General features: G+C 62.6%; 16 protein-coding genes. 3 read left to right on the top strand and 13 right to left on the bottom strand.

The window, feature by feature from the left end; all coding sequences use genetic code 11:
* Positions 1–188: 188 nt before the first annotated feature.
* The 10 genes from ACIGHL_RS18465 to ACIGHL_RS18420 all read right to left on the bottom strand — a co-directional run bounded on the left by ACIGHL_RS18465 (position 189) and on the right by ACIGHL_RS18420 (position 15157).
* On the bottom strand, positions 189–1589 hold the full coding sequence (locus ACIGHL_RS18465) for a glycosyltransferase family 2 protein (protein WP_128119906.1): 1401 nt from the start codon (positions 1587–1589) through the stop codon (positions 189–191).
* On the bottom strand, positions 1586–2710 hold the full coding sequence (locus tag ACIGHL_RS18460) for a HEAT repeat domain-containing protein (RefSeq protein ID WP_128119905.1): 1125 nt from the start codon (positions 2708–2710) through the stop codon (positions 1586–1588). Before ACIGHL_RS18460 ends, ACIGHL_RS18465 begins: the two co-directional genes overlap by 4 nt.
* Positions 2700–3842: a YaiO family outer membrane beta-barrel protein gene (locus tag ACIGHL_RS18455; RefSeq protein ID WP_128119904.1), complete on the bottom strand. Its 1143-nt coding sequence runs from the start codon at positions 3840–3842 to the stop codon at positions 2700–2702. The genes ACIGHL_RS18460 and ACIGHL_RS18455 overlap by 11 nt, the downstream gene beginning before the upstream one ends.
* A complete protein-coding gene (locus tag ACIGHL_RS18450; protein WP_046163327.1) occupies positions 3839–4228 on the bottom strand; it encodes a response regulator transcription factor in 390 nt (129 codons plus the stop codon). Before ACIGHL_RS18450 ends, ACIGHL_RS18455 begins: the two co-directional genes overlap by 4 nt.
* A complete protein-coding gene (locus ACIGHL_RS18445) occupies positions 4225–7095 on the bottom strand; it encodes an ATP-binding protein (protein ID WP_128119903.1) in 2871 nt (956 codons plus the stop codon). Before ACIGHL_RS18445 ends, ACIGHL_RS18450 begins: the two co-directional genes overlap by 4 nt.
* Before the next feature lie 178 nt (positions 7096–7273).
* On the bottom strand, positions 7274–8905 hold the full coding sequence (locus ACIGHL_RS18440) for a diguanylate cyclase (RefSeq protein WP_128119902.1): 1632 nt from the start codon (positions 8903–8905) through the stop codon (positions 7274–7276).
* Positions 8898–9287, bottom strand: coding sequence for a response regulator (locus ACIGHL_RS18435; RefSeq protein ID WP_128119901.1), 390 nt, complete (start codon positions 9285–9287; stop codon positions 8898–8900). The genes ACIGHL_RS18440 and ACIGHL_RS18435 overlap by 8 nt, the downstream gene beginning before the upstream one ends.
* The gene (locus ACIGHL_RS18430) at positions 9284–11686 is read right to left on the bottom strand and encodes a PAS domain S-box protein (protein WP_216707031.1); all 2403 of its coding nucleotides are present in this window, start codon (positions 11684–11686) and stop codon (positions 9284–9286) included. The genes ACIGHL_RS18435 and ACIGHL_RS18430 overlap by 4 nt, the downstream gene beginning before the upstream one ends.
* A 34-nt stretch (positions 11687–11720) precedes the next feature.
* Complete coding sequence (locus ACIGHL_RS18425; RefSeq protein ID WP_128119899.1) at positions 11721–12107, bottom strand: response regulator; 387 nt, start codon at positions 12105–12107, stop codon at positions 11721–11723.
* A 95-nt stretch (positions 12108–12202) separates the two neighbouring features.
* A complete protein-coding gene (locus tag ACIGHL_RS18420) occupies positions 12203–15157 on the bottom strand; it encodes a PAS domain S-box protein (protein WP_128119898.1) in 2955 nt (984 codons plus the stop codon).
* Between the two features lie 276 nt (positions 15158–15433).
* Here ACIGHL_RS18420 and desA point away from each other — a divergent pair, with 276 nt between their 5' ends.
* Together desA and ACIGHL_RS18410 are read left to right on the top strand one after the other, a co-directional pair.
* A complete protein-coding gene (gene desA, locus ACIGHL_RS18415; RefSeq protein ID WP_128119897.1) occupies positions 15434–16624 on the top strand; it encodes a delta-9 fatty acid desaturase DesA in 1191 nt (396 codons plus the stop codon).
* Positions 16625–16765: 141 nt separating this feature from the next.
* The gene (locus tag ACIGHL_RS18410; RefSeq protein WP_128119896.1) at positions 16766–17764 is read left to right on the top strand and encodes a GGDEF domain-containing protein; all 999 of its coding nucleotides are present in this window, start codon (positions 16766–16768) and stop codon (positions 17762–17764) included.
* Positions 17765–17834: 70 nt separating this feature from the next.
* Here the strand turns inward: ACIGHL_RS18410 and aguA are convergent, their stop codons facing one another.
* From aguA to ACIGHL_RS18395, 3 genes are all read right to left on the bottom strand, one after another.
* Positions 17835–18950 carry an agmatine deiminase gene (gene aguA / locus ACIGHL_RS18405; RefSeq protein ID WP_128119895.1) on the bottom strand — a complete coding sequence of 372 codons (1116 nt, stop codon included), beginning with the start codon at positions 18948–18950 and terminating at the stop codon, positions 17835–17837.
* 141 nt (positions 18951–19091) lie between these two features.
* Positions 19092–19970 (bottom strand): N-carbamoylputrescine amidase, encoded by an 879-nt coding sequence (aguB, locus tag ACIGHL_RS18400; RefSeq protein WP_128119894.1) that lies wholly within the window; start codon positions 19968–19970, stop codon positions 19092–19094.
* Between the two features lie 134 nt (positions 19971–20104).
* Positions 20105–20755 carry a TetR/AcrR family transcriptional regulator gene (locus ACIGHL_RS18395; protein ID WP_128119893.1) on the bottom strand — a complete coding sequence of 217 codons (651 nt, stop codon included), beginning with the start codon at positions 20753–20755 and terminating at the stop codon, positions 20105–20107.
* Positions 20756–20975: 220 nt separating this feature from the next.
* Here ACIGHL_RS18395 and ACIGHL_RS18390 point away from each other — a divergent pair, with 220 nt between their 5' ends.
* Entirely contained in the window at positions 20976–23573 is a 2598-nt protein-coding gene (locus ACIGHL_RS18390; protein ID WP_241509093.1) for an HWE histidine kinase domain-containing protein, read from the top strand.
* Positions 23574–23576 lie beyond the last annotated feature (3 nt).

Below are 23576 nucleotides of genomic sequence, written 5' to 3'. Positions count from 1 at the left end.
GGTGGATACGGCTTCCTGACCTTCCCCCGATGATCAGTCGGGAACTATCACCCCAACATAGCGTGGTAGTCGAGATACAAGGGTGGATGTCGCTTCTTGCATCCACCTTCTGTGTGCTTTTTTGATTCGCCGCTGGTGGATCGGTGAAGCGTGATCCACCCTACGATCGCACCGCTTTTTTTGGTTTTCTACTGCCCCCACCGCCCACTGCGGCGCATCGCGCCCCAGTGATGCTTGCGACGCGAGAACCACTGCCACAGTCCGCGGCAGCGCCAGAGGGTGTTCAGCTGGCGATAGCCGAAGTTTTCCAGTACGGCCATGAGAAACAGCCGCAGCATGTCGCGGCGACGTTCGTAGACGCGAAACGACATGGTTTCCAGCAGCAGACCGTTGACCGACAACAAGATCCCCATGCCGATAGCGACCAGCAGGAAGGCCGCTAGCGCCGCGTACGACACCACGCCCATCATGAACCCGCCAATCATGAAGCCGTAGCCGACCAGTTCGATCAACGGTCCAATCCATTCGAACATCGCCATAAACGGCCAGGCCAGCCAGCCCGGTGTGCCGCCGCGCAGGCTGAAGGCGAGGCGTGCGTGGCGACTCAGGCTCTCTGCCAGCCCGCGTTGCCAGCGGCTGCGCTGGCGGCCGAGGGTGCCGAGATCTTCCGGGCATTCGGTCCAACAGATCGGGTCGGGCAGGTAGCGGATGCGGTAGGGAATCCGCTTCTCCCGGTGATAGCGATGCAGCCGCACCACCAGTTCCATGTCCTCGCCCACCGTGTCGGTGCGGTAGCCGCCAACGGCCATGACCCGCTCCTTGTCGAACAGCCCGAAGGCACCGGAGATGATCAGCACGGCGTTCATCGGTGACCAGCCGAGGCGGCCGAACAGAAAGGCTCGCAGGTATTCAACGATCTGAAAGCGCGCCAGCCAGTTGCTCGGCAGTCCGGCACGGATCAGAAAACCACCGCGCACCTCCGAGCCGTTGGCGATACGGACGGTGCCGCCAGCGGCGACCGTGCGTTCGTCTTCGAGGAAAGGTTGGACAACGCGCAACAGACTGTCGCGCTGGAGGATCGAGTCGGCATCTACCCCGCAGAACAAACCGTGTCGCGCGGCATTGATACCAGCATTCAGTGCGTCAGCCTTGCCGCCGTTGGCTTTGTCGATGACCCGCAGATTGGCGTAGCGCCGTGAGCGGTAAATCGCCTGCACCGGCTGATGGGCAACGGCCTGGCGCAGCGGCTCGGGATGCGGCACCAGTTCGAACTCCTCGATCAGCACGGCGAGGGTGTTGTCCTTCGAACCGTCGTTGATCACCACCACTTCGAACTCGGGGTACTGAAGTTGCAGCATCGAGCGCACCGAAGTGCGGATCGTCGCTTCTTCGTTGAATGCCGGCATCAGCACCGAAACCGGAGGCTCAACGCCGAGATAGGGGGCGATCTCACCAATTTCGGCGCGCTGTCGGATATAACTCGTCAGGCTGACCATCGACAGCACGTTGAGCAACAGGTACATGCCGTTGAGCAGCAGAAAATAGAGGATGAAACCCAGCTGCAGCCACCAGAGCCAATCGAAGGTCACCGTTTGACCTCCGCCATGGCGCGGCGCAGTGCGTCTTGTCCGTAACGATCTCGCACTTGCCGGAACAGCCTCTGTAGCCCTTCTGGGGTGGCGCCCGGCAGCGTTGCCAAGCTATCTGCGGCGGCTTGGCGGACCCACCAGCTGGGATCGCCAAGCGACGGCATGAACAGCGTGCTGTCGTCGCTGCGTGCCTGTTTATGCAGGGCTTGCAGCGCGGCCAGACGCACATCGGCATGGCTGTGTTGCAGGGCACGCAGCAGACGGCCGCGGTCACGCGGGTCGCCCAATTCGCAGAGGCAACGCAGCGCGACCTGCAACTGCTCCGGCGCAGCGTCCTCTTCCAGCCGTGCGCGAGCCCAGGGCGCCGCGTGACGGGGGTCGCCATGCACCAACAGGGGCACCAGTCGCTCGCGGCGCGGGTCTTCAGAGCCGCTGAGGGCAATCAGCAATGGCAAGGTCACAGCCTGTTCGCCGGCTTGCTGACAGAGGCTCGCCAGGCGTGGCAACGCCCAGTCCGGACGGCTCACGGCGGCCGGCAGGATCAGCTGCATGGCACGGGTCGCATCCATGGCAATCAACGTCTGTGCCGAGGCCAGCGAGACGGTCACGTTGCGATTCACGAGCAGCGGTTGCACGTCATTCCAATACGCGGGGTCCGCAAGGTGGCGTAGGCAGGTCAGCCCGATCAGCTTGCTGCGGACCCGGCCGCGCAGCAGCACCAGAGCGTGTTGATCCATGCCCAGCGCGACCAAGGCGCGATTCATCCGCTCACGGGCTGCCCCACGCAGTTGCAGCTGGGTGCGGTTCCATTGCAGGAGAAACCACAGCTGCTGTCCGCGTGGCAGGGGCGGCGCTGGCGGCGACAGCTCATCGCCAAGGCTGCACAGGGCAAAGAACGGCCGCCACTGCTCGTTGAACTGCTGGCGGCGGCTGGCGCGCCGGCGCGCGAGCTCGCCGAGCAACATGACCTGCAACATCACCAGCAGAGTCAGGGCGCCCAGCCCCAGCGCGCAGTACAGCGCCAGCTGCAGCATGGCGTCGTCCGGCCAGATCGACAGCCAGGCCTGGCGCGGCGTTTCGCACAGCCAGGCTGGGCAGGCGGGCAGCCGCTCAGAAAGCATGCCGCAGGCCGAGCTGCAGCCAGCGCCGCGTGTAGTAATCGCCCTGGCGGTGATGACCCACTTCCCAGGTCAGCGCCCAGCGGCTGTCCAGCCAATGGCGACCCTGCAGGCTGAGCGCGCGTACGTCGCTGGTGATCAGCTGCTGTTCCTCGACGGCTTCTTCTTCACCAACGGTCAGGCGCAGACCGGCATAGCTGAGGCCTGCATAGTAGTAGTCCAGCGCCAGGTCATGGCCGACCGGCGTCCCGGCATTGGCCACGTCGGTAATGTTTAGGGTGTAGCCCGCACGCCAGGCGTCCCAATAGCGTTCGGCGCTGAGGGCCAGCCGCTCGACGCGGGTGGTTTCGTATTCGGTGCGGCGAATGCTGGCAGCGCCGAGGAAGCCCGCCGGCAGTCGCCGCTGCAGGCGTAGGTCGGCGTGCCATTCGGGCAGGAAATAAGGTGACGGCTGATAGCCGACTTCGGGTTGCAGCGTCCAGTTTTCATCCAATGCGATCACCGCCCCCGCCTCGGCGCCCTGATCCCATTCGCCGAAGCGCTGCTCGCGCAGCAGTGCACCGTACCAGCCGAGCCCTTCCGGTTGTGTCGAGGCGTAGTCGAGGCGCTGACTGCGCCAGTTGTCGAAGCCGCTGTCCAGCCAGTCTTGGCGGGCCGACAATTCGAGCTCGTGGCGGCGCTGCGCCGGCGCTGTGGCGACCGCTGTGGTGGCAGTTACCGGGGAGGTCATCGCGGCGCGCGCCTGCTGAATCACCTGCTGGATATCGGCATAGTCCGGGGCAATCTGCGCAGCCCGCTCGAGCGAGTCCAGCGCGGCCTGCGGGCGACCGGCCCAAAGCAGCGCCTGGCCCTGCCCGAGCAGGTAGTCGGCGTTGTCCGGTTCGCGTTGCAGCAGCTGATCGTAGAGGGGCAGGGCCTGCTCGGGTTGGCCACGCCAGGCGCGCACGCGAGCCAGCAGGAATCGAGCTTCGCTGTCGTTGGGCTGGCCTGTTAGATGCTCCAGCAGGGTCGCCTCGGCAGCATCGAGTTGCTGCGCTTCGATCTGTTGTTGGGCGCTGGCGACATCAGCCAGCGCTAGCGCTGGCAGCAGTGAAATCGGAAGTGCCAGCGCCATGCCTAGAACCAGGCGAGTCATCGTGGCCTCCGCAACAGGCGGCGAATGCGCGCCAACAGTTCCTCCGGCTGGAAGGGCTTGGTCACGTAATCGTCGGCGCCCAGCTCCAGCGCCCGGACAATATCCACCTCGCGTGCTTTGGCGGTCAGCATCAGCACCGGCACGCTTTCCCAGCCAGGTTGTGCGCGCAGCCGCTCGATCAGCTCCAGCCCGTCGTGGTAGGGCAGCATGATGTCCATCAGGGTCAGATCAGGTGGGCCCGATGAGGTGATCTTTTCAATGGCCTGACGGCCGTCTGCCGCGTGATCCACGGTAAATCCATGCCGCTCGAGCATGAAGCGAATGAGGAACGCGATGTCCTCCTCGTCCTCAACCATCAAAATGCGCTGGCTAGTGGAGTCGCTCATGGGTTGACCTCTTCTGAAACCGGGGTATGGCCGGGCGGCCATTGCTGGAGCAGCTGCTGGATCAGCGCAGCGAGCTCGTCGCCGTCATGGCGCGACTTGACCAGCTGGCGTAGGGCCAGGCGGCTGTCGTGCACCGGCGAATCCAGCGCGGAGAATATGATTACGGGCGGTGGCGGCGTGCTCTGAGCCAACTGATCGAACAGCTCGCTGCCGTCCCCGTCAGGCAGCATCAGGTCGATGATCGCCAGGTCAAAGCTTTGCTCGTCGATCAGTTGGCGCGCCTCGCTCAGGGTGGGCGCACCAAGAAGATCGATTTCCAATGGCTCGACCAGCCTGGCGAGCAGAGTGCGCAGATCCTCATCGTCTTCAACGTGGAGGATGCGCGGGCGGGCGCCGTTGTTCCTGAGGCATGCGCGCACCACGTCCATGACCCGCGACGGGTCAACCGGCTTGTGCAACCAGTCGATTACGCCGACCGCGCCGCCGCGCAGGGCCCCGTCGTCATTGTCGCGACGTTGTGGCTGGAGACTGACGATCAGCACCGGCAAATGACGGTAAGCGGTCTGGCTGCGCAGGTTCTGCAGGAAGGCAATGCTGTCCTCGTCGCTCAGCGCTGGGCTCAGGGTGAGCGCTTGAACGCTGAACTCAGCCAGCATCTCTCGTGCTTGGGCAGCCGTTTCGGCGATTAGGGTGGCGTAGCCGTGTTGCTGCAGCGCGGCGGCGAGCTGTTCGGCGGCAGGCGCGTCGGGCTCGAGTACGAGGATGCGTTCAACCGGCAAACTGGTGCTCGTTGTAGGCAGCGCTTGCGCGACTGTTGGTGGATTGATGGGCTGTGTAGATGCGACGGGCAGGCGCAGCCAGAAGCGCGTGCCCTGGCCTTCCTGAGAGTCGAAACCGATCCGCCCGTGCATCTGCTGGACCAACGAACGGGTGATCGCCAGGCCCAGTCCAGTGCCGCCACGCTTACGCGCATCGGATGAGTCAGCCTGGGCGAAACGTTCGAATATGCGTGAGCGGAAGTCCGCCGGAATGCCCTGACCCTGGTCCTGCACGCCAATCTCCAGGCTGCCGCCGTGGCGGCGCAGATCGACAGTGACGACAGCGCCAGCCGGTGAGTGCTTGATTGCGTTGGACAGCAGATTGGCCATCACCTGGGTGAACCGATCCGGGTCGAGATTGCTTTCGACTTGGAGGGGGCCGTCGGGCAGCGTAAGCGTCAGGTGGACGCCATATTCATCGGCGTATGGCTTGAGGTCGGCCAATGCCTGTTCGGTCAGCGCCTGGACATCGCAGCGGCTGAAGTGAAACGGCAAGCGCCCGGCTTCGAGCTTTTCGATGTCGAGGATGTCGTTGATCAGGCGCACCAGCCGCTCGCTGTTCTTGTGCGCGATGTCCAGAAGCGGTCGGGCGCCCTCGTCGATGTGGCCTGCGACGCCCCCGACCAGCATGCCCAGCGCGCCACGGATGGCGGTCAGCGGGGTTCGCAGCTCATGGCTGACGGTGGAGATGAACTCGGTCTTCATCTGCTCCATGCGTCGTCTGAGCGACATATCGACCGCAACGGTCACGACATAACAGGCGCCGCTGGGCATGGTCATGGGACGCTTGACCACTTGTAGCCAGCGCTCCTGACCGTATGTATCGGTAAGACCGATCTCGGTAATGCGCAGTTCGCCGCTGCCACAAAGCAGGTCACCTTCGCCCTGCAACAGAGGCAATAGCCGTTCCGCCCCGGCGATTTCCTCGGCCCGGCGGCCTTCGATGGCTTCGGGCCTAGCGTCGAGCAGTGCGGTGAAGGCACTGTTGCACAACAGAAAGCGGCCCAGCTCGTCGCGCACGAAGATCAAGTTCTCATCGGTATCGACGACTCGCCGCAGGAAAACTTTCTGGTCCTCGAGCGTGTCGCGGCTCCGTTGCAGCTCGGTCACGTCACGGGCAATCGCCAAGTGATCACCGAGGCCGGTAGGCACCAGACGAACCTCGAAGGTCCGCTGCCGGCTCACCTCGCACCAAGTGGTCTGGCGCAGTTGTAACGAGTTATCGGAGTGGGGAAGCAGCCCCAGCAGCAGCGGCTCGATTGCTTCGGGCGCCGGAGCCTGAACCGCGCTTCCTTGGGACAGGGCGGTGATCCGGCGCTGGCCATCAATGGCGTACAGGTTGTCGGGAATCGCCTGCAGCAGGGCGCCCATACGAGCTTCGCCAGCTTGCGCCTTGATCGCCAGGGCCTGGCGAATCTGCAGGTTGCGGCGGATGGCCCAAAACGCGGCCAAGGACAACGCTGCCACCAACAGGCTGCCGATCAGTGTCAGTCTGCGGCTTTGCGCGATGGTGTCGGCCACGGCCTGGTTGGCGGCGGCGAGCTGCTTGCGCTCCCGTCGCTCGACCGCATCGAGCAAGGCCCGCAGCCGATCCATGATCAGCTTGCCGCCGGCCTGGTGCAGGCGTTCGGCTGCCGCTTGCAAGCCGACAACTCGGCGTGCCTGGATGTTGTCGGCGGCAATCATCAGGCGCTCGGCAATATTGCGGTCGAGCTGCTCGAACCAACCCTGGTCGGGAAACGCCCGGTCCTCCAGCAGCCGTTGCAGCCCACGACGGTGCGCTTCGATCTGCCGTAGACCGAGTTCGTAGGATTCGAGGTAGCTAGGATCACCGGTCAAAACGAAACCGCGAGTACCGGTTTCAATGTCTTGCAGCGAAGTCAGCATGTATTGGGTTGCGGTAATGACTTCCAGGCTATGACTGACCGACAGATTGGTCGCCAGAACCTGTTGCTGGGTTTGCTTGCCTTGCCAGCCCAGTGCGACTAGCAGGATGAAGGCGATCAGGAATGCGAGCCAATGCCAGCTGATCAGGGTTCTTGCGGGCAAACCGGAACTCCTTTCGCCGGTTGAACGAATAGGGACGGCCCCGAACGCTGGAGCCAGCCCAGGCGTGCCGCCGCATGCCAGCGCCTACGAACCGGCCGCGACTGCTGTGCTGTGCAGTGTAGTTGGAGTCCTCAATTGCGTGACGGTTCGCTTGTTTTCCCGCGAGCCGGTTTGTTCGTCAGGCGATCTGCACCTGGTTGCGACCGTTATGCTTGGCGGCATAAAGCGCCTGGTCGGCCAGTTCGAGCATGGCGCCGGCGCTGGCGTGGCCGTCGGTTTCGCTGATCCCGGCGCTGAGCGACACGCTGAAGGTGCGCGCGCCGGCGTGGAAACTCAAGGCGGCGAAACGCAGGCGGATCTCGTCGAAAATCCGCTTTGCCTGTTCTGCCGGGCAGTCCGGCAACACCGCCATGAACTCCTCACCACCGTAGCGACCAATGCTGTCGATGCGGCGCAGCCGTTGGCGCATCAGGTTGGCCAGTGAGCGGATGACGTTGTCCCCTGCAGCATGCCCATACTGGTCGTTGACCTGCTTGAAGTGATCGAGGTCGAGCATCACTACGCTGGTGGGTTTGCCGCTGCGTTGCGCGCGTTCCACTTCCAGCGCGACCTGCTCCTTGATATCGGCGTGCTTGAGCAAACCGGTGAGGCTGTCACGCGACAATGCCATGCTCAGCGCGCGCGCACGCTGCACGCGGGAGAACACGGCGGCGGTCAGTGCGGTGTCACTGATGGGTTTGGTGATGAAATCATCGCCGGCCTTGAGCAGGGCGGCCATCTGCCGGTTGATGTCGGTTTCAGCCGACAGGTAGATGATGGGCACCCGCAGCCACTCGTCGTTCAGGCGAATCATCTGCGCCAGCTCGATTCCGGTGAAGTCCGGCATGTTCATGTCGAGCAGGACCATTTCCGGATCGAATTCGCGCATCACCTCAAACAGCTGACTGGGGTCGCTCAAGGTCCGCACCAGCATCTGCGAGTTACGCAGCACCAAGCTGTAACGGGCTGAAAGGTCGTCATCGTCATCGACAATCAGCACCCGGTATGGCTCGTTCAGCTGCAGGTTGAGGATGTTTTCCAGGCTGTTCTCCAGCTGGGTGATATCCACTGGCCGGACGAAAAAGCCTTTAGCACCGGCTCGCACAGCCGCCAGCTGGCTGCCGAAATCAGCTCGGTGACCGATGACAAGCAGCGGCAACGGCACCTCCAGGCTCTGCTGCAGTGCACTGACGGCAGCCAGTTCGCCATCGTGCTGGCTGACGATCAGGGCGTCAGGCAGCTGTCCCTGGACAGCGCTTTGCAACAGCGAGATTTCAGGAAACAGCAGCACTTCGTAACCGAAGTTGCCCAGGGTCTGGCACATGTTCTGGCCGGCCTCGAAGTCGCTTTCGAGCAGATAGATCCGGCACCCGGCTGGTAGCGCGTCTGACGTGCCGCTATGCAGCTCGGGATGCGGGCCGGCCCCCCCGGCGCGCCCGGTGGCGGCCATCTGCTGGACCGCCCGGACAAGCGCTGAAAGCGCCTGGCCGCTGGGCTTGGCGGCCTCCAGCCAGCGCTCTGCGCGTCGTTCGAGCAACCGCGACTGCTCGCCCAGCGTGGTGAAACCAAAGGTGCCCGCTGTACCGGCTAGACGGTGCAGCCGTTCAAGCAAGGCGAGCATCAGCTGGCGTCGCTGTTCATGCTCGCGAACCGACTGCAGCTGCTCGGCGTATTGCTCGAGTGCGGCCAATTCCTCGCTCAAGCGCTCAGCAAACTTTTCGTTGAGTGCCTGCAGTTGGCGTTGCAGCGCTTCGTTAGCGCCCTCATTCATGCTCGGCATTCCATATTTCGTTCAGTCGTGTTGCCAGTTGGAGTGGATCGAAGGGTTTATGCAGCACTTTACGCACGCCCAGACGCTGCAGTTCTTCGGGGCCCGCCGGGTCGTCCGGCTGGCCGGTCAGGAGCACTACGGGGGTTTGCTGCAGGTCGATCAGTGACGCAAGTTGGCGCAACAACTCGATGCCGCTGATCTGCGGCAGCATCACGTCGAGCAAGATCATGTCCGGCTTGAATATGGGCGCCTGCTGCAGCGCTTGCTGTGCAGAGGCGCAGCTGAGCACCTCGAAACCACCCAGTTTCTCCAGCGCGATGCGGGTCACCACTTGAATGGAGGGAACGTCCTCGACATGCAGAATACGCAGCAAGGGCTTCAAGGGACGGCCCCTTTCAGCGTATGGCAGGGCAACTCGAACCAAAAGCAGGCTCCGGCGCCGGGCGTCGAGTCGAAGCCAATCTCGCCATTCATGTGCTCGATCAGCTCCTTGCTGATAGCCAGGCCCAGTCCGGTACCGCCTTGCTGCCGCGTATCGGACGAATCGGCCTGGGCGAACTTGCTGAAAATTCGTTCACGAAAGGCTTCGGTGATGCCGGGGCCTTTGTCGCAGACGCTGACTCGCACCCGTTGCGGGGCAACCAGTCGGGCGCTCATAGCGACGGTTTCACCGGCCGGGGAATACTTCGCCGCGTTGGACAGCAGATTGCTCAGCACCTGTTCCAGGCGCATCGCATCGACGGTGATCGACACGGCAGGACAATCACCCAGCGCGATGCTCACCGCATGGCTTTCTGCATAACCCTGATTGCTGCGCAATGCCTGCTCAAGCAAGGGTTGCAAGGGCTGCGTCCGCAACTCGAAACGCATCTTGCCGGCGTACAGCTTGTCGATGTCCAACAGGTCATCGATCAGTGTGCTCAACCGTTTGCTGTTCTGGTGAGCGATGTCCAGAAGCTCCTGCAAATGTTCGGGCACCGCGCCCATGACCTGGCCACAAATCAGTCCGAGCGAGGCCGTAATGGAGGTCAGCGGTGTGCGCAACTCATGGCTGACGGTTGAGACGAAGTCCCGCTGCAGGATCTCGATCTGCTTGCGCTCGGTGATGTCGTGCAGCACCACCACCGCACCGTTCTGCTGACCGTTGGAGGCGTACATCGGATCGGCGTTGGCCAGCACGTAACGGGGTGTGCCATCCAGCACGATGGTCATCTCTAAGTTGCGGATATGCTCGCCGCGCAAGGCGCGGATCAGCGGAATTTCCTCAGGCCTCATCTGCGTGACGCCATCGGCATGATAGAGGTGGTAGACGTCCGGCCATTGTTCCGGCGCAATTTGCTGAGCGTCGAGCCCGTGCCAGCGGCGGGCAGTGTGGTTGAACAAGGTGAGGTTGCAGTCGGCGTCGCAGGCCACCACCGCTTCGGACAATGCTTCAAGCAGGCGTCGATTCATTTCCTGCTGCTTGTCCAGCTCCAGCTGCTCGGCCTTGCGCTCGGTGATGTCCGTCACCAGCCCGTGCCAAAGCACCGAACCGTCCGGTTGACGCATCGGTGTGGCGCGAGCTTCGACCCAGATCACGCCCTTGCGAGGGTGGTCGATTCGGTGTTCGAAGTGCCACGGCGTGAGGGTCGAGGCGGCTTGGCGGATGCTCGCCAGTACATGCTCGCGGTCGTCGGGGTGCACGCGGGCGTAGACCGGCCCGATACTGGGCTCCATCTCGGCGGCGCTCAGGCCGTAGATGTCCTCGACGCCCTCACTGAGGTAAGGGAACGAACTGTTGCCGTCGGGTCGCCAGCAGAACTGGAACAGCATGCCGGGCACTTGTGCCGCGATCTGCTGCAGGCGCAGCTGAAGGTGTTCCTGGTGAGCCAGGTCATAGGCGCTGACGATGTAGCCGCGCAACAGCTCGCGCTCATCGTGGATCGCCGAGACATTCAGGAGCACCGGAACGCCGCTGCCGTTGCGATGCAGCAGACGCCACTCGCGCATTTCGCGTCGGCCTTCGAGCAGCGGCGCGGTGAGCACGGCGAACCCCGGCTCGATGGGTTCGCGAAGCGCATTGCCGAGAATGGTTGCGCGGCGCTGCAGCGCTTCCTGTGGAAACAGTGCTGAAGTCAGCGGGTGTCCGATCAGCATCTGCTCGGAATAGCCGAACAGACGCTCGGCGGTGGGGTTTACACCCGATACGCGTCCGTCGACCGTGGTTACTATCATCGCGCTTGCGGCGCTGTTGAGCAGCGCCTGCTGCAGCGCCGCTTGCTCGGCATAGCGGTGGGCCTGCAGGCGCTCTTCGAACAGTCGCATGATCTGCCGACTGAGCCTTACCAGTGCGCCGCGTTGCGCTTCGTCGAGCTGTCGCGGCTGCCGGTCGATGACGCAGAGAGTGCCGAGGTTGTAGCCGTCCGGTGAGGTCAGCGGCGCCCCCGCATAGAAGCGGATGTTCGGGTTGCCGGTGACCAGCGGGTTATCACAAAAACGCGCGTCCCGCTGTGCATCCTCGACTTCGAAGAGGCCCTGGCCTTCGATGGTATAGGTGCAGAACGACAGCTCTCGCGGGGTTTCGCTGACATCGAGGCCGAGGCGGCTCTTGAACCACTGGCGATGGTCGTCGACCAGCGAGATCAAGGCGATGGGGGTGCCGCAGATATAGGCAGCCAGTTGGGTGAAATCGTCGAAGGCAGACTCGTCAGGCGTGTCGAGAATCTCGTAGCGCAGCAACGCGGCGAGTCTGGACAGCTCGCGGGGCTGGGAGGGTGCCGGTATCGATTTCGATGACTCCATCTGGCTGAGCTCTCTCGGATTCAGGGGCAACGGCTTATTCGCCGCTGGCATCCCAGATTGCCTGGATCTGGCTGGCCAGGCGCATCGGATCGAAAGGTTTGACGATGACATCGCGCGCGCCGAGCTTGCGCAGGTGCTCAATCTCGCTTGGCTGGACCTTGGCGGTCATGAACACCACCGGAACCTGACCCAGATCGATCCGTTCGCTGAGCCTGGTGAGGGTTTCGGGCCCGCCCATCCCAGGCATCATCACATCCAGCAGGACGAACTGCGGGGCGAAGGCTTCCACCTCTTCGAGCGCCTGGTGGCCGGACGAGCAGGACTGCACCTGATAGCCGCCGATCGCCTCCAGCGAGACCTTGACGACAGCCTGGATGGACGGATCGTCCTCGACATGCAGAATCCGTTTCAGCTCGCTCATGCGGGATCTCCAACGAAGCGTGCCTGGCGCGCTCGAAAATGAACAGTTTGCCAGCTTGCTCGTCGGCTGACTTGGCACTCTGGAAAAATAGTCGGCTAACCGGGTTCTTGCACAGGCAGTTCGAACCAGAAGCACGCCCCCTGTTCCAGCTCCGAATCGAAACCGATGCAACCGTTCATGTGCTCGATCAATTCCTTGCTGATGGCCAGGCCGAGGCCGGTACCCCCTTTCTGGCGCGTATCGGACGAGTCCGCCTGGGAAAACTTCTGGAAAATCCGCTGCCGGAAGCTCAGTGGAACGCCGGGGCCGACGTCGTCAACGCGTACGCGGATGTTCTCGCCGCGCCGCTGACTGCTTAAGGTTACGACTCCACCGGCTGGGGAGAACTTCGCTGCATTGGAGAGCAGGTTCGCCAGGACCTGCTGCAGACGGTGCGCGTCCACGCTCACGGTAGCCGCGGCTTGCTCGCCCAGCTCGATACGCACGCCCAGCTGTTCGGCATAGGCCTGGTTCGAGCGCAGTGCGTCTTCTAACAGGGGAGCCAAAGGCTGGGGCTGCAGTTGGAAAGTCATGTGCCCGGCTACCAGCTTCTCCATATCCAGCAGGTCGCCGATGAGTAATCCGAGGCGCTGGCTGTTCTGTTGGGCGATGCCGAGCATCTGTCTCATGGCCGGCGGAACCTCGCCAACAGCGCCACCGAGTAGCAGGCCCAGTGCGCCGGAAATCGAAGTCAGCGGCGTGCGCAGTTCGTGGCTGACAATGGAGACGAACTCGCTCTTCATCCGATCGACTCGCTTGCGTTCGGTAATGTCGCGCACCAGACCGATGAACTTGCGTTCCCCGCGGTGACTGATTTCCGAAACACGCAGTTCGATGGTGAACAGTTCGCCATTGCGGCGCACCGCCTGCAGTTCGCGGTTCTGCTCCAGGCTGCGGCCCTCCCCGCGTCTTTCGTAGTCCTGTAGATGACCATCATGAGCGGCGCGATGGGGTTCGGGCATAAGGATGGACAGGTTGCGCCCAAGCACTTCCTCCTCGCTGTAACCGAAGATGCGTTCGGCGGCGTGGTTGAAGGTCTCGATCAAGCCGCGCTGGTTGATGATGATGATCGCGTCGATGACGTTGGCGATCAGCAGACGCACGTAGCTCTCGCGCTCATGGGCTTCGCGCTCGGCCAATGCGCGGGCGGTAACGTCGCCGATGAAGCCGTCGTACCACTGCAACCGTCCTTCAGCGTCGCGCAGCGCACGGCGGTTTTCTTGAACCCAGAGTGTTTCGCCGCGGGCGTTGATCAGTCGGTAGGTGCGCTCGAACGGGTCCGCGCCGTCGTCCTCAAGACTCGCGCGGTCATCGGGGTGGATCAGGCTGCTGTACTGGCGTGTGCCCGGCGCTACGAAGTCGCTGGCGGGATAGCCGGTCAGACGCTCGATGCCGTCACTCAGGTAGCTGAACGTGCGTTCGGTATCGACGCCGCGGCGGTAGACCACGCCCGGCAGATTACTGACCATGCTGCGGAAGCGGCTTTCGCTCTCACGCAGCGCGAGGGTCGCGCTCATCAGCGGGGTGATGTCGGCAATGAAGCCGTGCCAGAGGACGGACCCGTCACGCAGACGTTCGGCGTTTGCCCGCACTTCGACCCAGATCAGGCCTTTGTTCGGATGTTTTATGCGATAGCGCGTAGCGCCACTGCCCAAAGTGGCTGCCGAGCGTTCAATTGCCGCTCTGAGCGTGGGACGGTCAGGGTCATGAATGGCGGCAAAGGCAATGTTTGCGTCATCAACCAGCTGTTCCGGGCTGATCCCGTACAGCTCGCGGGAACCCTCACTGGCATAGAGAAAGCTGTAGCTCCCGTCCCCGGAGCGCTTCAGCTGGTAGACCATGCCCGGCAGCAGGCTGGTGATTTTTTGGCCACGTTCGAGCAAACGCCGGCGGGCGCGTTCCTGTTGTGTCGAACGGATCTGGTGAAGACGTTGCACGATGCCGCGCCGGTGCAGCATAAAAACCAGCATGAGCAGCAAGGCCTCGGCAATAAGCCACGCCAGGCCCCACTTCTGCAGCAGGCGGTGTTCGGCCTGCTGCTGCTCACGAAGCGCCAGAGTGATGTCGCGCCAGACGAGCGCAACCGCCATGGGCAGACGACCGGGACTGTATTCAGCCCTGACGTCATGCAGCGGTATCTGATTGAGCAAAAAGCTGCGGCCGTTAGACTCCAGCATGCGCAGGGCTTGTCCTGCTTCGGGTGCCGGGAGTTTCTGCTGTTGGGCCCATTGCAGGATCTGCGGTGCCGAGTGGCTATCGAGCAACCAGCCGCCGAGCTCCTTGAGCTGGATGCCGACCGGGCGTGCCCAGAGCATTTCCTCCAGCTCGGCACGGTTGACCAGCAGGCCCAGACCGGCATCCAGCTGCTCGCCGAGTTCGGTTAGATCCGGAAGAATGTCGAACCCCACCTCCAGCGCGCCGATTACTTCGCTTTCGAGGCTGCTGCTGGCGCGTATCGGTACGATCGCGCGGTTGCCGGCGCTGTGTTCGCCGATGTCCAGGCCAGAGACGGTCTGGCCCTGGGACAGGGCTTTGTAGAGCAACGGCCTGCGGTCGGCCACCGCGTCACCAAAGGCGTCCAGATCCTGCATGCGCAACAGGGCGATCCCGGCGTCGCCCCAGTAGAGCTGCAATTGACGGGCGCCGTGGCCCTGCATCGCCGTCCAGGTTGGCATCAACGACTGGGTCAGTTGCTGGCGTATGCGCGTTATGCGCGGACCATGCCACTGAGCTCCGGCTTTGATGGCCCGGTCCGCTTGGCGTACCAGGCGCAAGGTTTCGGGGTTGGCGCTGAGCGTCCGGGCTATCAACCGGGCCTGTTTTTCCAGACCCTGCTGGGCGCTGCGCAAGGCCATGGCCTGCAGCTCGCCCTGTTGCTCGGTCTGCAACGACCAGACGGTATCCCTAGCCTGAAAGCCATTGAAGGCCAGGCCGCCGAACAGCAAGGCCAGCAGCAGGCTGCCGACGCCGAGTAACCATCGAGGGCTGGTGGGATGGGGAAGGGGGCTCATGGCTCTGTTCGGGGCAATCATCGACACCGTCTCGCGCAGCTCTGCGTGGGGCAGAACGTCCGAGGCGGACGAAGGAAAAGTGATAGCTATATGCTATCTCGAAAGCGCCGTCCCTTGCTCCGCTGTATATCGGCCGTGAAGGCTGTTTCTGTTAGACCCTGAAACGAAAAAGACGCGCCGAACGACAGGCGGCGGCTCAGCCAGCCAGGCAGGGTGGATAATGCATTCAGGTCCGCGGCTGCGGATCGGCTTTCTACACCGCGAGGCAGCGACACTATGTGGTACACCGGTATTCTCGAGCTTTCCGCCTGGCAGGTGGTTGCGGCAACCCTGATTCTGACCCACGTCACCATCGTTGCGGTCACCGTCTATCTGCACCGTTATTCTGCGCACCGCTCGCTCGAACTGAATGCGGTGCTCAAGCATTTCTTCCGCTTCTGGTTGTGGCTGACCACGGCGATGAACACACGTGAATGGACAGCGATCCATCGCAAGCATCACGCCAAGTGCGAAACCCCGGATGATCCGCACAGCCCTGTACAAAAAGGGTTGGGCACCGTGTTGCGTCGCGGCGCCGAGTTGTACATGGAAGAGGCGAAGAATGAGGAAACCTTGCGGGTCTACGGCAAAAACTGCCCGGACGACTGGGTCGAGCGCAACCTGTATTCCCGCTACCCCAACCTCGGCATCGTCCTGATGCTAGGCCTCGATCTGGCTCTGTTCGGTGTGATCGGCCTGACCGTCTGGGCGGTGCAGATGATCTGGATACCGGTGTGGGCCGCCGGTGTGGTCAACGGATTGGGCCATGCGGTGGGTTACCGCAACTTCGAATGCCGGGATGCCGCCACCAATCTGGTGCCCTGGGGCATCCTCATCGGCGGCGAGGAGCTGCATAACAATCATCACACCTACCCGAACTCGGCCAAACTCTCGGTGCGCAAGTGGGAGTTCGACATGGGCTGGGCCTGGATCAAGCTGTTCAGCCTGTTTGGCCTGGCCAAGGTGAACCGCACCGCGCCCATTGCGCATCGCGTCAAGGCCAAGCATCAGCTGGACATGGACAGCGCCATGGCCATCCTCAACAACCGTTTCCAGATCATGGCGCAGTACCGCAAGCTGGTGATCAAGCCACTGGTGCAGCTGGAGCTGCAGCGCGCCGACGCCTCTGTCCGGCACCAGTTTCGCCGTGCAAAGCGGCTGCTGTCCCGCGAGCCGAGCCTGCTCCAGGATGATCAGCAGGCGCATATCGAGGTGATCCTGGAGCAAAGTCAGTCGCTGCGGGTGATCTATGAACAGCGTCTGGCGCTGCAGCAGATCTGGACGCGTACCAGTGCCAACGGGCACGACATGCTGGCCGCGATGAAACAGTGGGTGCACGACGCCGAAGCCAGTGGGATTCAGTCGCTGCGGGAGTTCGCTGAGCACCTGCGAACCTATTCGCTGAGGCCGGCTGTCGCCCATGCGTGACCTCTGATCGGCGCGACCTGCGACACGCCCGGAGCCCGGAACTTTGCCTGCTCGCCACTCTCTGAACTGCATTCTGGTGCTCTTGCGACAGTTATCCAGCGGGTCTCCGTCGGTGCCTGACGCCATATTTTGGAAGCAGGTATGAATCTGGTGAAGCAGCGAAGCGAAACGGGTGTCGGGATTCTTCCGCCGACCGAGGCGCAAACCCTTTTGGCATTGATGCATGCGCGTGCCGAAGTCGAGCGCCTGAGTGAACGCGAGCATTTGTTCAGCACCCTGATGGGTGCGGTCAATGCTGTGCTCTGGGCGTTCGATTGGCAGGCCCAGCAGATGATCTACGTCAGCCCGGCCTATGAGCAGATTTTCGGCCGCTCCGCCGCCTTGCTGCTGTCGGACTTTGGCGAGTGGCGCAACAGCATCTACCCGGACGATCTTGAGTACGCCCAGCAGAGCATGCTCGATGTACTCGAGAAAGGCGCAGTCGAAGAGCGTGAGTACCGCATCATTCGCACGGATGGACAGCTGCGCTGGCTCAGCGACAAATGCTTCATTGCGCGCAATGCGGACTGTCTGCACGGGCCGATCATCGTCGGGATCGCCGAAGACATCACCGAAAAGAAGCAGCTCGAGGGCGAGCTGCAGCGTCTGGCCACCATCGATGTCCTGACCCAGAGCAGCAACCGGCGGTACTTTTTCGAATGTGCCCAGCGCGAGTTCGATCTCGCTCGGCAATACGCCACGCCGATGGCCTTCCAGCTGCTGGACATCGATGACTTCAAGCGCATCAACGACACCCATGGGCACCAGATGGGCGATCAAGTGCTGCAGCGCGTGGCTCAGTGCGGATCGTCGGTTCTGCGCCGTGGTGATTTGTTCGGCCGAATCGGCGGCGAGGAATTCGCCTTGCTGCTTCCGGGTTGCCAGCCCGACCTCGCCGAGCAGATCGCCGAACGCTTGCAGCGCGAGATCCAGCGACTGGTGTTCACCAGCCCGGACGGGCAGCGCTTTGGCGTCACCATTAGCCTGGGCGTGACCTATCTGACAGCCAGCGATCCGGACCTCAGCGCGATGTTCGCCCGTGCCGATGCCGCCATGTATACCGCCAAGCGTCTGGGCAAGAATCAGGTGATCGTTGCCTGAGGCTAGTCGTGAAATAAAAAACCGCTGCTAGCCCCAGGCTACGCAGCGGTTTTTTTGTTGCCCCCGGACCTCAGCCTTTATGCGTCAACGTCGCGATCGGCTGTTGCTGGGTAATGCAGTGAATGTTGCCACCGCCCAACAGGATCTCGCGGCCGGGCACCATGACCACCTGATGCTGCGGGAACAGACGGGTCAGAATCGCTTCGGCTTCGGCGTCCAGCGGATCGTCAAAGGAGGGCGCGATGATGCCGCCGTTGACGATCAGGAAGTTCACATAGCTGCCGGCCAGGCGAATCGATGGATCGCGCGGCTGGCTGCCAACCAGCGGGACCACGCCTGCACACTCCTCTTCGGTGGCATGCAGGGGCCCCGGTATCGGCATCTTGTGCACGATCAGCTGGCGATCCCAGGCGTCCGTCGCCGTCTCTAGCACCTGCATCGCGGCTTGGCAGCGTTCGTAGTTGGGGTTGTCGCGGTCGTCCGTCCAGGCGAGTAACACCTCGCCTGGACGGACGAAGCAGCAGAAGTTATCCACGTGTCCGTCGGTTTCATCGTTGAACAGGCCGTGCGGCAGCCAGATGACCTTGTCGATCGCCAGATAGTCGGCCAGCACCGCTGCGATGTCTTCGCGTGACAGGTGCGGGTTGCGGTTGCGATTGAGCAAGCACTCTTCAGTGGTGATCAGCGTGCCTTCACCGTCGACGTGGATCGAGCCCCCTTCCAGTACAAAACCTTCGGTGCGGTAGCGATCGCAGCGTTCGATTTCGAGGATCTTCTGCGCCACCTCATCGTCGCGCTGCCATTCGCTGTATAGCCCGCCGTCGAGGCCGCCCCAGGCGTTGAAGGTCCAGTCAACGCCGCGTAGCCCACCTTTGCCATTGATTAGAAAGGTCGGCCCGGTGTCGCGCACCCAGGCGTCATCCGTGCTCATCTCAACCACCCGGATGCGTGGGTCGTCCAGCTGCGCACGGGCGGTGAGGAAATGTTCGGCTGTCACGCAGACGGTTACTGGCTCGAAGCGGGCGATGGCTTTGGCGACCGCAGTGAATGCCACCTGAGCCGGCGTGGCCTGGCTGCGCCAATTGTCCGGGCGCTGCGGCCAAACCATCCAGGTCTGGCTGTGCGGCGCCCACTCGGCAGGCATGTGGAAATCGTCGGCACGCGGTGTGGTGGTCAGAGTGGTCATCGGTCTACCTGGAGGGCGGCAAATCTTTCGTGGCCGGTTGGGAACGGCCGTTCGTTGGAGGCGATAAATCTGACCACGGCGGAGGGCATTCAGCCGCAACGAATCGTGCAGCTGAAAACCTTTACCGATCAGAGGGCCGGTTCAGGACTCCAGCGATCCATCCAGCGTCTTGATCGGGCTATACAGGTTCGGCCGGCGGTCACGGAACACGCCCCAGGCGCTGCGAATGTGTTCGAGCTGATCGAGGTCGAACTTATGCACCAGCACGCCTTCGCTGGTCTCGTCCATTTCTTCGACCTTCGCGCCGAAATGATCGGCAATGAACGAGGAGCCATAGAAGGTGATGTCGTAGCCGTCCTGCTCTTCGCGGCCGATGCGGTTGCTCGCAATCAGCGGCATCAGGTTGGCACCGGCGTGGCCCTGTTGTACGCGCTGCCAGTGGTCGCGCGAGGTGATGCTCGAATCGTGCGGCTCGCTACCAATAGCGGTCGGGTAGAACAGCAGTTCGGCACCCATCAGCGCCATGCTGCGCGCGGTTTCGGGGAACCACTGATCCCAGCAGATGGCTACGCCGATCTTGGCATAGCGGGTGTTCCAGACCTTGAAACCGGTATCGCCCGGGTTGAAATAGTACTTTTCGTGGTAGCCGGGGCCGTCCGGGATGTGACTCTTGCGGTACACGCCGAGCACCTTGCCGTCGGCATCGATGATGGCGACGGAATTGAATCGCGCGCGCCCGGACAGCTCGAAGAAGCTCACCGGCAGCACGACCTGCAACTCAGCGGCGACTTTCTGGAAATGCTGTACGGCCGGGTTGTCTTCCACCGAAGTGGCCAGTTGCAGATATTCCGGGTTCGGCTTCTGGCAGAAATATGGAGTCTCGAAGAGCTCCTGAATCAGGATGACTTGTGCGCCCTTGGCGGCTGCCTCGCGGACCAGCTTCTCGGCGTTGGCGATGTTCGCCTGGCGATCCCAAGAACAGGCCATCTGGGTGGCGGCGACGGTAACGATACGGGACATGGAAAACCTCGCGGATGCTGGCGTAAGGGCGGCCCTGTGGGGCGCTGCGAAATTTATTCGATAATTATCTGGATTGAAAGCCCATCCGGTCAGCTTCTTCCCGGGGCGCTTGAATAAAAACCGATATCTATCGGCTAGATCTGCATGCGCTTTGGCAGATAGGGCGGCAGATAGAGTGCCAGGTAGGCATCGAATACGCGTATCCCTTCCTCTGCCATGCGCGGCGTGATGCTGCCGTGCAGATGCACCGATCGCGCGTAGACCCGGTCTCCAAGCTCCAGTGCCAAGGCAAACACATCGACATCACCGGGCAATGTCGGGAGTTCGAAATGCCTCTCAAAAAGGACCTGCATCAACCCGGCGAGTTCGATGTCGTGCTGGTGGTCGGCTTGCGTCACTTCGCTTAGCCCGTGTTGCGCGAGAATCAGCTGCCGGGCGGCTGCGTCGTGCTGATAGATGGCCAGCATGCGTTGTTCGACAAGCCGGGACAGGTCGCGCCAGCAGCCCAGGCGGTCGTGATCCACCGGCTCGGCGAGGCTTGCACGGAAGGCGGCGTGCACATCGGCGGTCAACGCATTGAGCAGTGCCGGCACGCTGGCAAAAAAGTGATAGACGGATGAGGGCGGGATTCTGGCGTGTTCCGCCACGCTGTAGATGGAAAGGCCGGCCACGCCCTGTCCGGCCAGCAGCTCGCGTGCGGCGGCGAGAATCTGGGCGATGCGTGCCTGGCTGCTGGCGCGTGGTCGCCGTCCGGAGACAGGCTTTTGATCATCGGGCTTGGTCATGGCCGGCATTGGAAGCCATGACGCGGTATGAAGCAATCGTCAGTTTCGCTTCGTCGTCTGGCTCGATGCGCAGGCTGCTTCTTCAATGAGCTAGCCACGGTCCGACGGTCTTTGCTATGTCGGGCGGTTTTTTTGAGCGAATGCCGCCGATGCATGTCTCAGCTTTCTGAACGGGTCCCTGTTGGGCCTGGCCCTCAGCAGCTGCAGGAGAAGTTTCGCATTGACGACCGAGTTCAATCTGTCCGTCGCCCCCGTTGATTGTGCCCAGGAGCCCATCCACATTCCCGGGACCATCCAACCACACGGCCTGCTACTAGGCTGCACCCTGCCGGATTGGACCATCGCGCACGTTTCGGCGAACACCTCGAGCTTTTTAGCCGACGTCGACCCGCAGTCGCTGTTGGGCCGGCCGCTTGATTCCGTCCTGCCGATCGAAACGGTCCACTCCGTACGCAATCAATTGCAAACGGCGATGCTGTCAGGCTCCGCTGAGCGGCTGGACTGCCTCGCGCTTGATGACAGCGCGCATCGCTACGACATGACGGTGCATATGGTCGACGGCCTGGCTGTGATCGAAGCGGCGCCCAGCGTGATGGGGGCAGGCGCAAACGGCGTGACGCTATTGCGCGGGCTGGCCGGTCGGTTGCGTCGGGCGCCCACTGTGCAGCGGCTGTTGACGCTCGCGGCGCAGCAAGTGCGCGCCGTTACCGGTTACGACCGGGTGATGATCTATCGTTTCCTGCCAGACGAGTCGGGTGAGGTGGTGGCCGAGGCGGTGCGGTACGGCAGCGATTCCTATCTGGGACTTCGCTATCCGGCGACCGATATTCCCGCACAGGCGCGCGAACTGTATCGGCGTCAGCCACTCAGGCTGATCCCGGACGTCAACTATCAACCGGTGCCGATTCTGCCGGGCCGCAGTCCGGAAGGCCTACCCTTGAACCTGGGATTGGCGGCGCTGCGCAGCGTGTCGCCTGTGCATATTCAATACCTGCGCAATATGAATGTGCGCGCCACGCTCACGGTCAGCCTGATGCGCGGTGAACAACTGTGGGGGCTGATCGCATGCCATCACAGTGAGCCGCACTACCTGAGCGGCGCACTCTGCTCGGCAGCCGAGCTGTTCGGCCAGATGCTTTCGCTGCAGATCGATGTGCGTGAGCAACAACAGGAACAGCAGCGGGTGACCGACGCGCAGCATGCGCACGATCAGCTATTGGAGGCGATGTCCCCTCGCGATACCGTATTCGAAGACCTGAACCGCTACGCGGGCATGCTCCACAGCATGATTGCGTGCGATGGCGTGGCGGTCTGGTCGAACGGTCGCCTCAACGGCGAGGGCGTACTGCCACCGGACGATGCGGTTGGGGAACTGATCGCCTTTCTCGGGCAGAAGCCTGTGGATCGCATCTACGCAACCTCATCGCTTGCGGAGCACTTCGCGCCCGCCGCCAGCTTCGCTGATCTCGCCAGTGGTGTGCTCGCTATCCCCATTTCGCGGGTCGCACAGGATTATCTGTTGTTCTTCCGCCGCGAAGTTATCCAGACCGTCACCTGGGGCGGCAACCCTGACAAAGCCGTGCAGCGGGATCCTGTTCGCGGAACGCTCAATCCGCGCAGCAGCTTCGAGGCCTGGCGAGAGACCGTGCGTGGCCATGCGCGCCCTTGGACCACCAGTGAGCTGCGAGTCGCCGAAACGCTTCGGGTGGCCCTGCTGGAAGTCATTCTTCGTCGCACTGAATTGATCGCTTCGGAACGTCAACAGGCGCAAGACAGCCAGTCTCTGCTGATTGCCGAGCTCAATCATCGGGTCAAGAACGTTCTCAGCCTGGTTCTCGCTACCACGCGTCAGAGTGCGCAACAGGCGACATCGGTGGAGGAGTTCACCCGGGAGGTAGAGCGACGCATCCAGGCACTCGCCAGCGCGCACGATCAGATCAACGCACCTGCTGGCGCCTCGACACAACTGCGTGCGTTGCTCGAATCCGAAGCCCGGGCTTGGATCGGCCGCGACGAACTGGACGAGCGCATCCACTTCTCCGGTCGCGCGGTAACGCTGGATGTGCGGGGCTATCAAACCCTGGCGCTGGTGCTTCACGAGCTGATGACCAACGCCGCAAAATATGGCGCACTGAGCGTGCCCGAGGGCCAGCTGACTGTAAGTTGGCAGCTTGTGGAGGGTCGGGGACTGGAGCTGGAGTGGAATGAAAGCGGCGGGCCAGAGGTAAAGCCACCGACTCGACGCGGCTTCGGAAGCATCGTCACCGAGCGCACCGTTCCCTTCGAACTGCAGGGGGACGCACGGGTGGAGTTCCGTCCGGAAGGGTTGTTCGCCAGATTCCGCATTCCACCTCAGCATGTATCGCTGGCTACCGAGCAACCTCAGCCGGACGTGGCTCGTGCTCGCCCGGCAAGCCCCATCGCCGGTCTCAGGTTGTTGCTGGTCGAAGACAGCATGATGATTGCCCTCGACGCGCAGACCATGCTCGAAGACGCCGGCGTCAAGGTTGAGATCGCAGGCTCGCTGAGCGATGCGCGGCGAGCCTTGCGGCTCGATCCGTTCGATCTGGTGATACTGGACGTCAATCTGGCCGGGGAAACCAGCCTTGGTATTGCCGCCGAGCTTGAAGCCGAGCAGCATCCTTTCCTGTTCGCCACAGGCTATGGCGCCCGTACCGCAATCCCGGAGCGCTTCGATCAGGTTCCGGTCGTGACCAAACCCTACAACCTCAGCGCCTTAGGCTACGCCATCGGGCAACTGCCAGGACTCGGGCGTCGCCGTGAGCGATCTCCGTTGACCGACAATCGTGGCGCGTGACCT

Origin of the sequence: Pseudomonas sp. NPDC077451 (assembly GCF_044543345.1) — a bacterium.
Classification (GTDB): domain Bacteria; phylum Pseudomonadota; class Gammaproteobacteria; order Pseudomonadales; family Pseudomonadaceae; genus Stutzerimonas.
Note: the sequence above shows the minus strand (reverse complement) of the source record. Positions and strands in the feature narration are given on the sequence as shown.

Excerpts from the sequence above, each read along its gene's own strand:
- ACIGHL_RS18460 (WP_128119905.1), bottom strand. The coding sequence starts at position 2,710 with ATGCTTTCTGAGCGGCTGCCCGCCTGCCCAGCCTGGCTGTGCGAAACG.
- ACIGHL_RS18455 (WP_128119904.1), bottom strand. The coding sequence starts at position 3,842 with ATGACTCGCCTGGTTCTAGGCATGGCGCTGGCACTTCCGATTTCACTG.
- ACIGHL_RS18450 (WP_046163327.1), bottom strand. The coding sequence starts at position 4,228 with ATGAGCGACTCCACTAGCCAGCGCATTTTGATGGTTGAGGACGAGGAG.
- ACIGHL_RS18440 (WP_128119902.1), bottom strand. The coding sequence starts at position 8,905 with ATGAATGAGGGCGCTAACGAAGCGCTGCAACGCCAACTGCAGGCACTC.
- ACIGHL_RS18430 (WP_216707031.1), bottom strand. The coding sequence starts at position 11,686 with ATGGAGTCATCGAAATCGATACCGGCACCCTCCCAGCCCCGCGAGCTG.
- ACIGHL_RS18425 (WP_128119899.1), bottom strand. The coding sequence starts at position 12,107 with ATGAGCGAGCTGAAACGGATTCTGCATGTCGAGGACGATCCGTCCATC.
- ACIGHL_RS18420 (WP_128119898.1), bottom strand. The coding sequence starts at position 15,157 with ATGAGCCCCCTTCCCCATCCCACCAGCCCTCGATGGTTACTCGGCGTC.
- desA (WP_128119897.1), top strand. The coding sequence starts at position 15,434 with ATGTGGTACACCGGTATTCTCGAGCTTTCCGCCTGGCAGGTGGTTGCG.
- ACIGHL_RS18410 (WP_128119896.1), top strand. The coding sequence starts at position 16,766 with ATGAATCTGGTGAAGCAGCGAAGCGAAACGGGTGTCGGGATTCTTCCG.
- aguA (WP_128119895.1), bottom strand. The coding sequence starts at position 18,950 with ATGACCACTCTGACCACCACACCGCGTGCCGACGATTTCCACATGCCT.
- aguB (WP_128119894.1), bottom strand. The coding sequence starts at position 19,970 with ATGTCCCGTATCGTTACCGTCGCCGCCACCCAGATGGCCTGTTCTTGG.
- ACIGHL_RS18395 (WP_128119893.1), bottom strand. The coding sequence starts at position 20,755 with ATGACCAAGCCCGATGATCAAAAGCCTGTCTCCGGACGGCGACCACGC.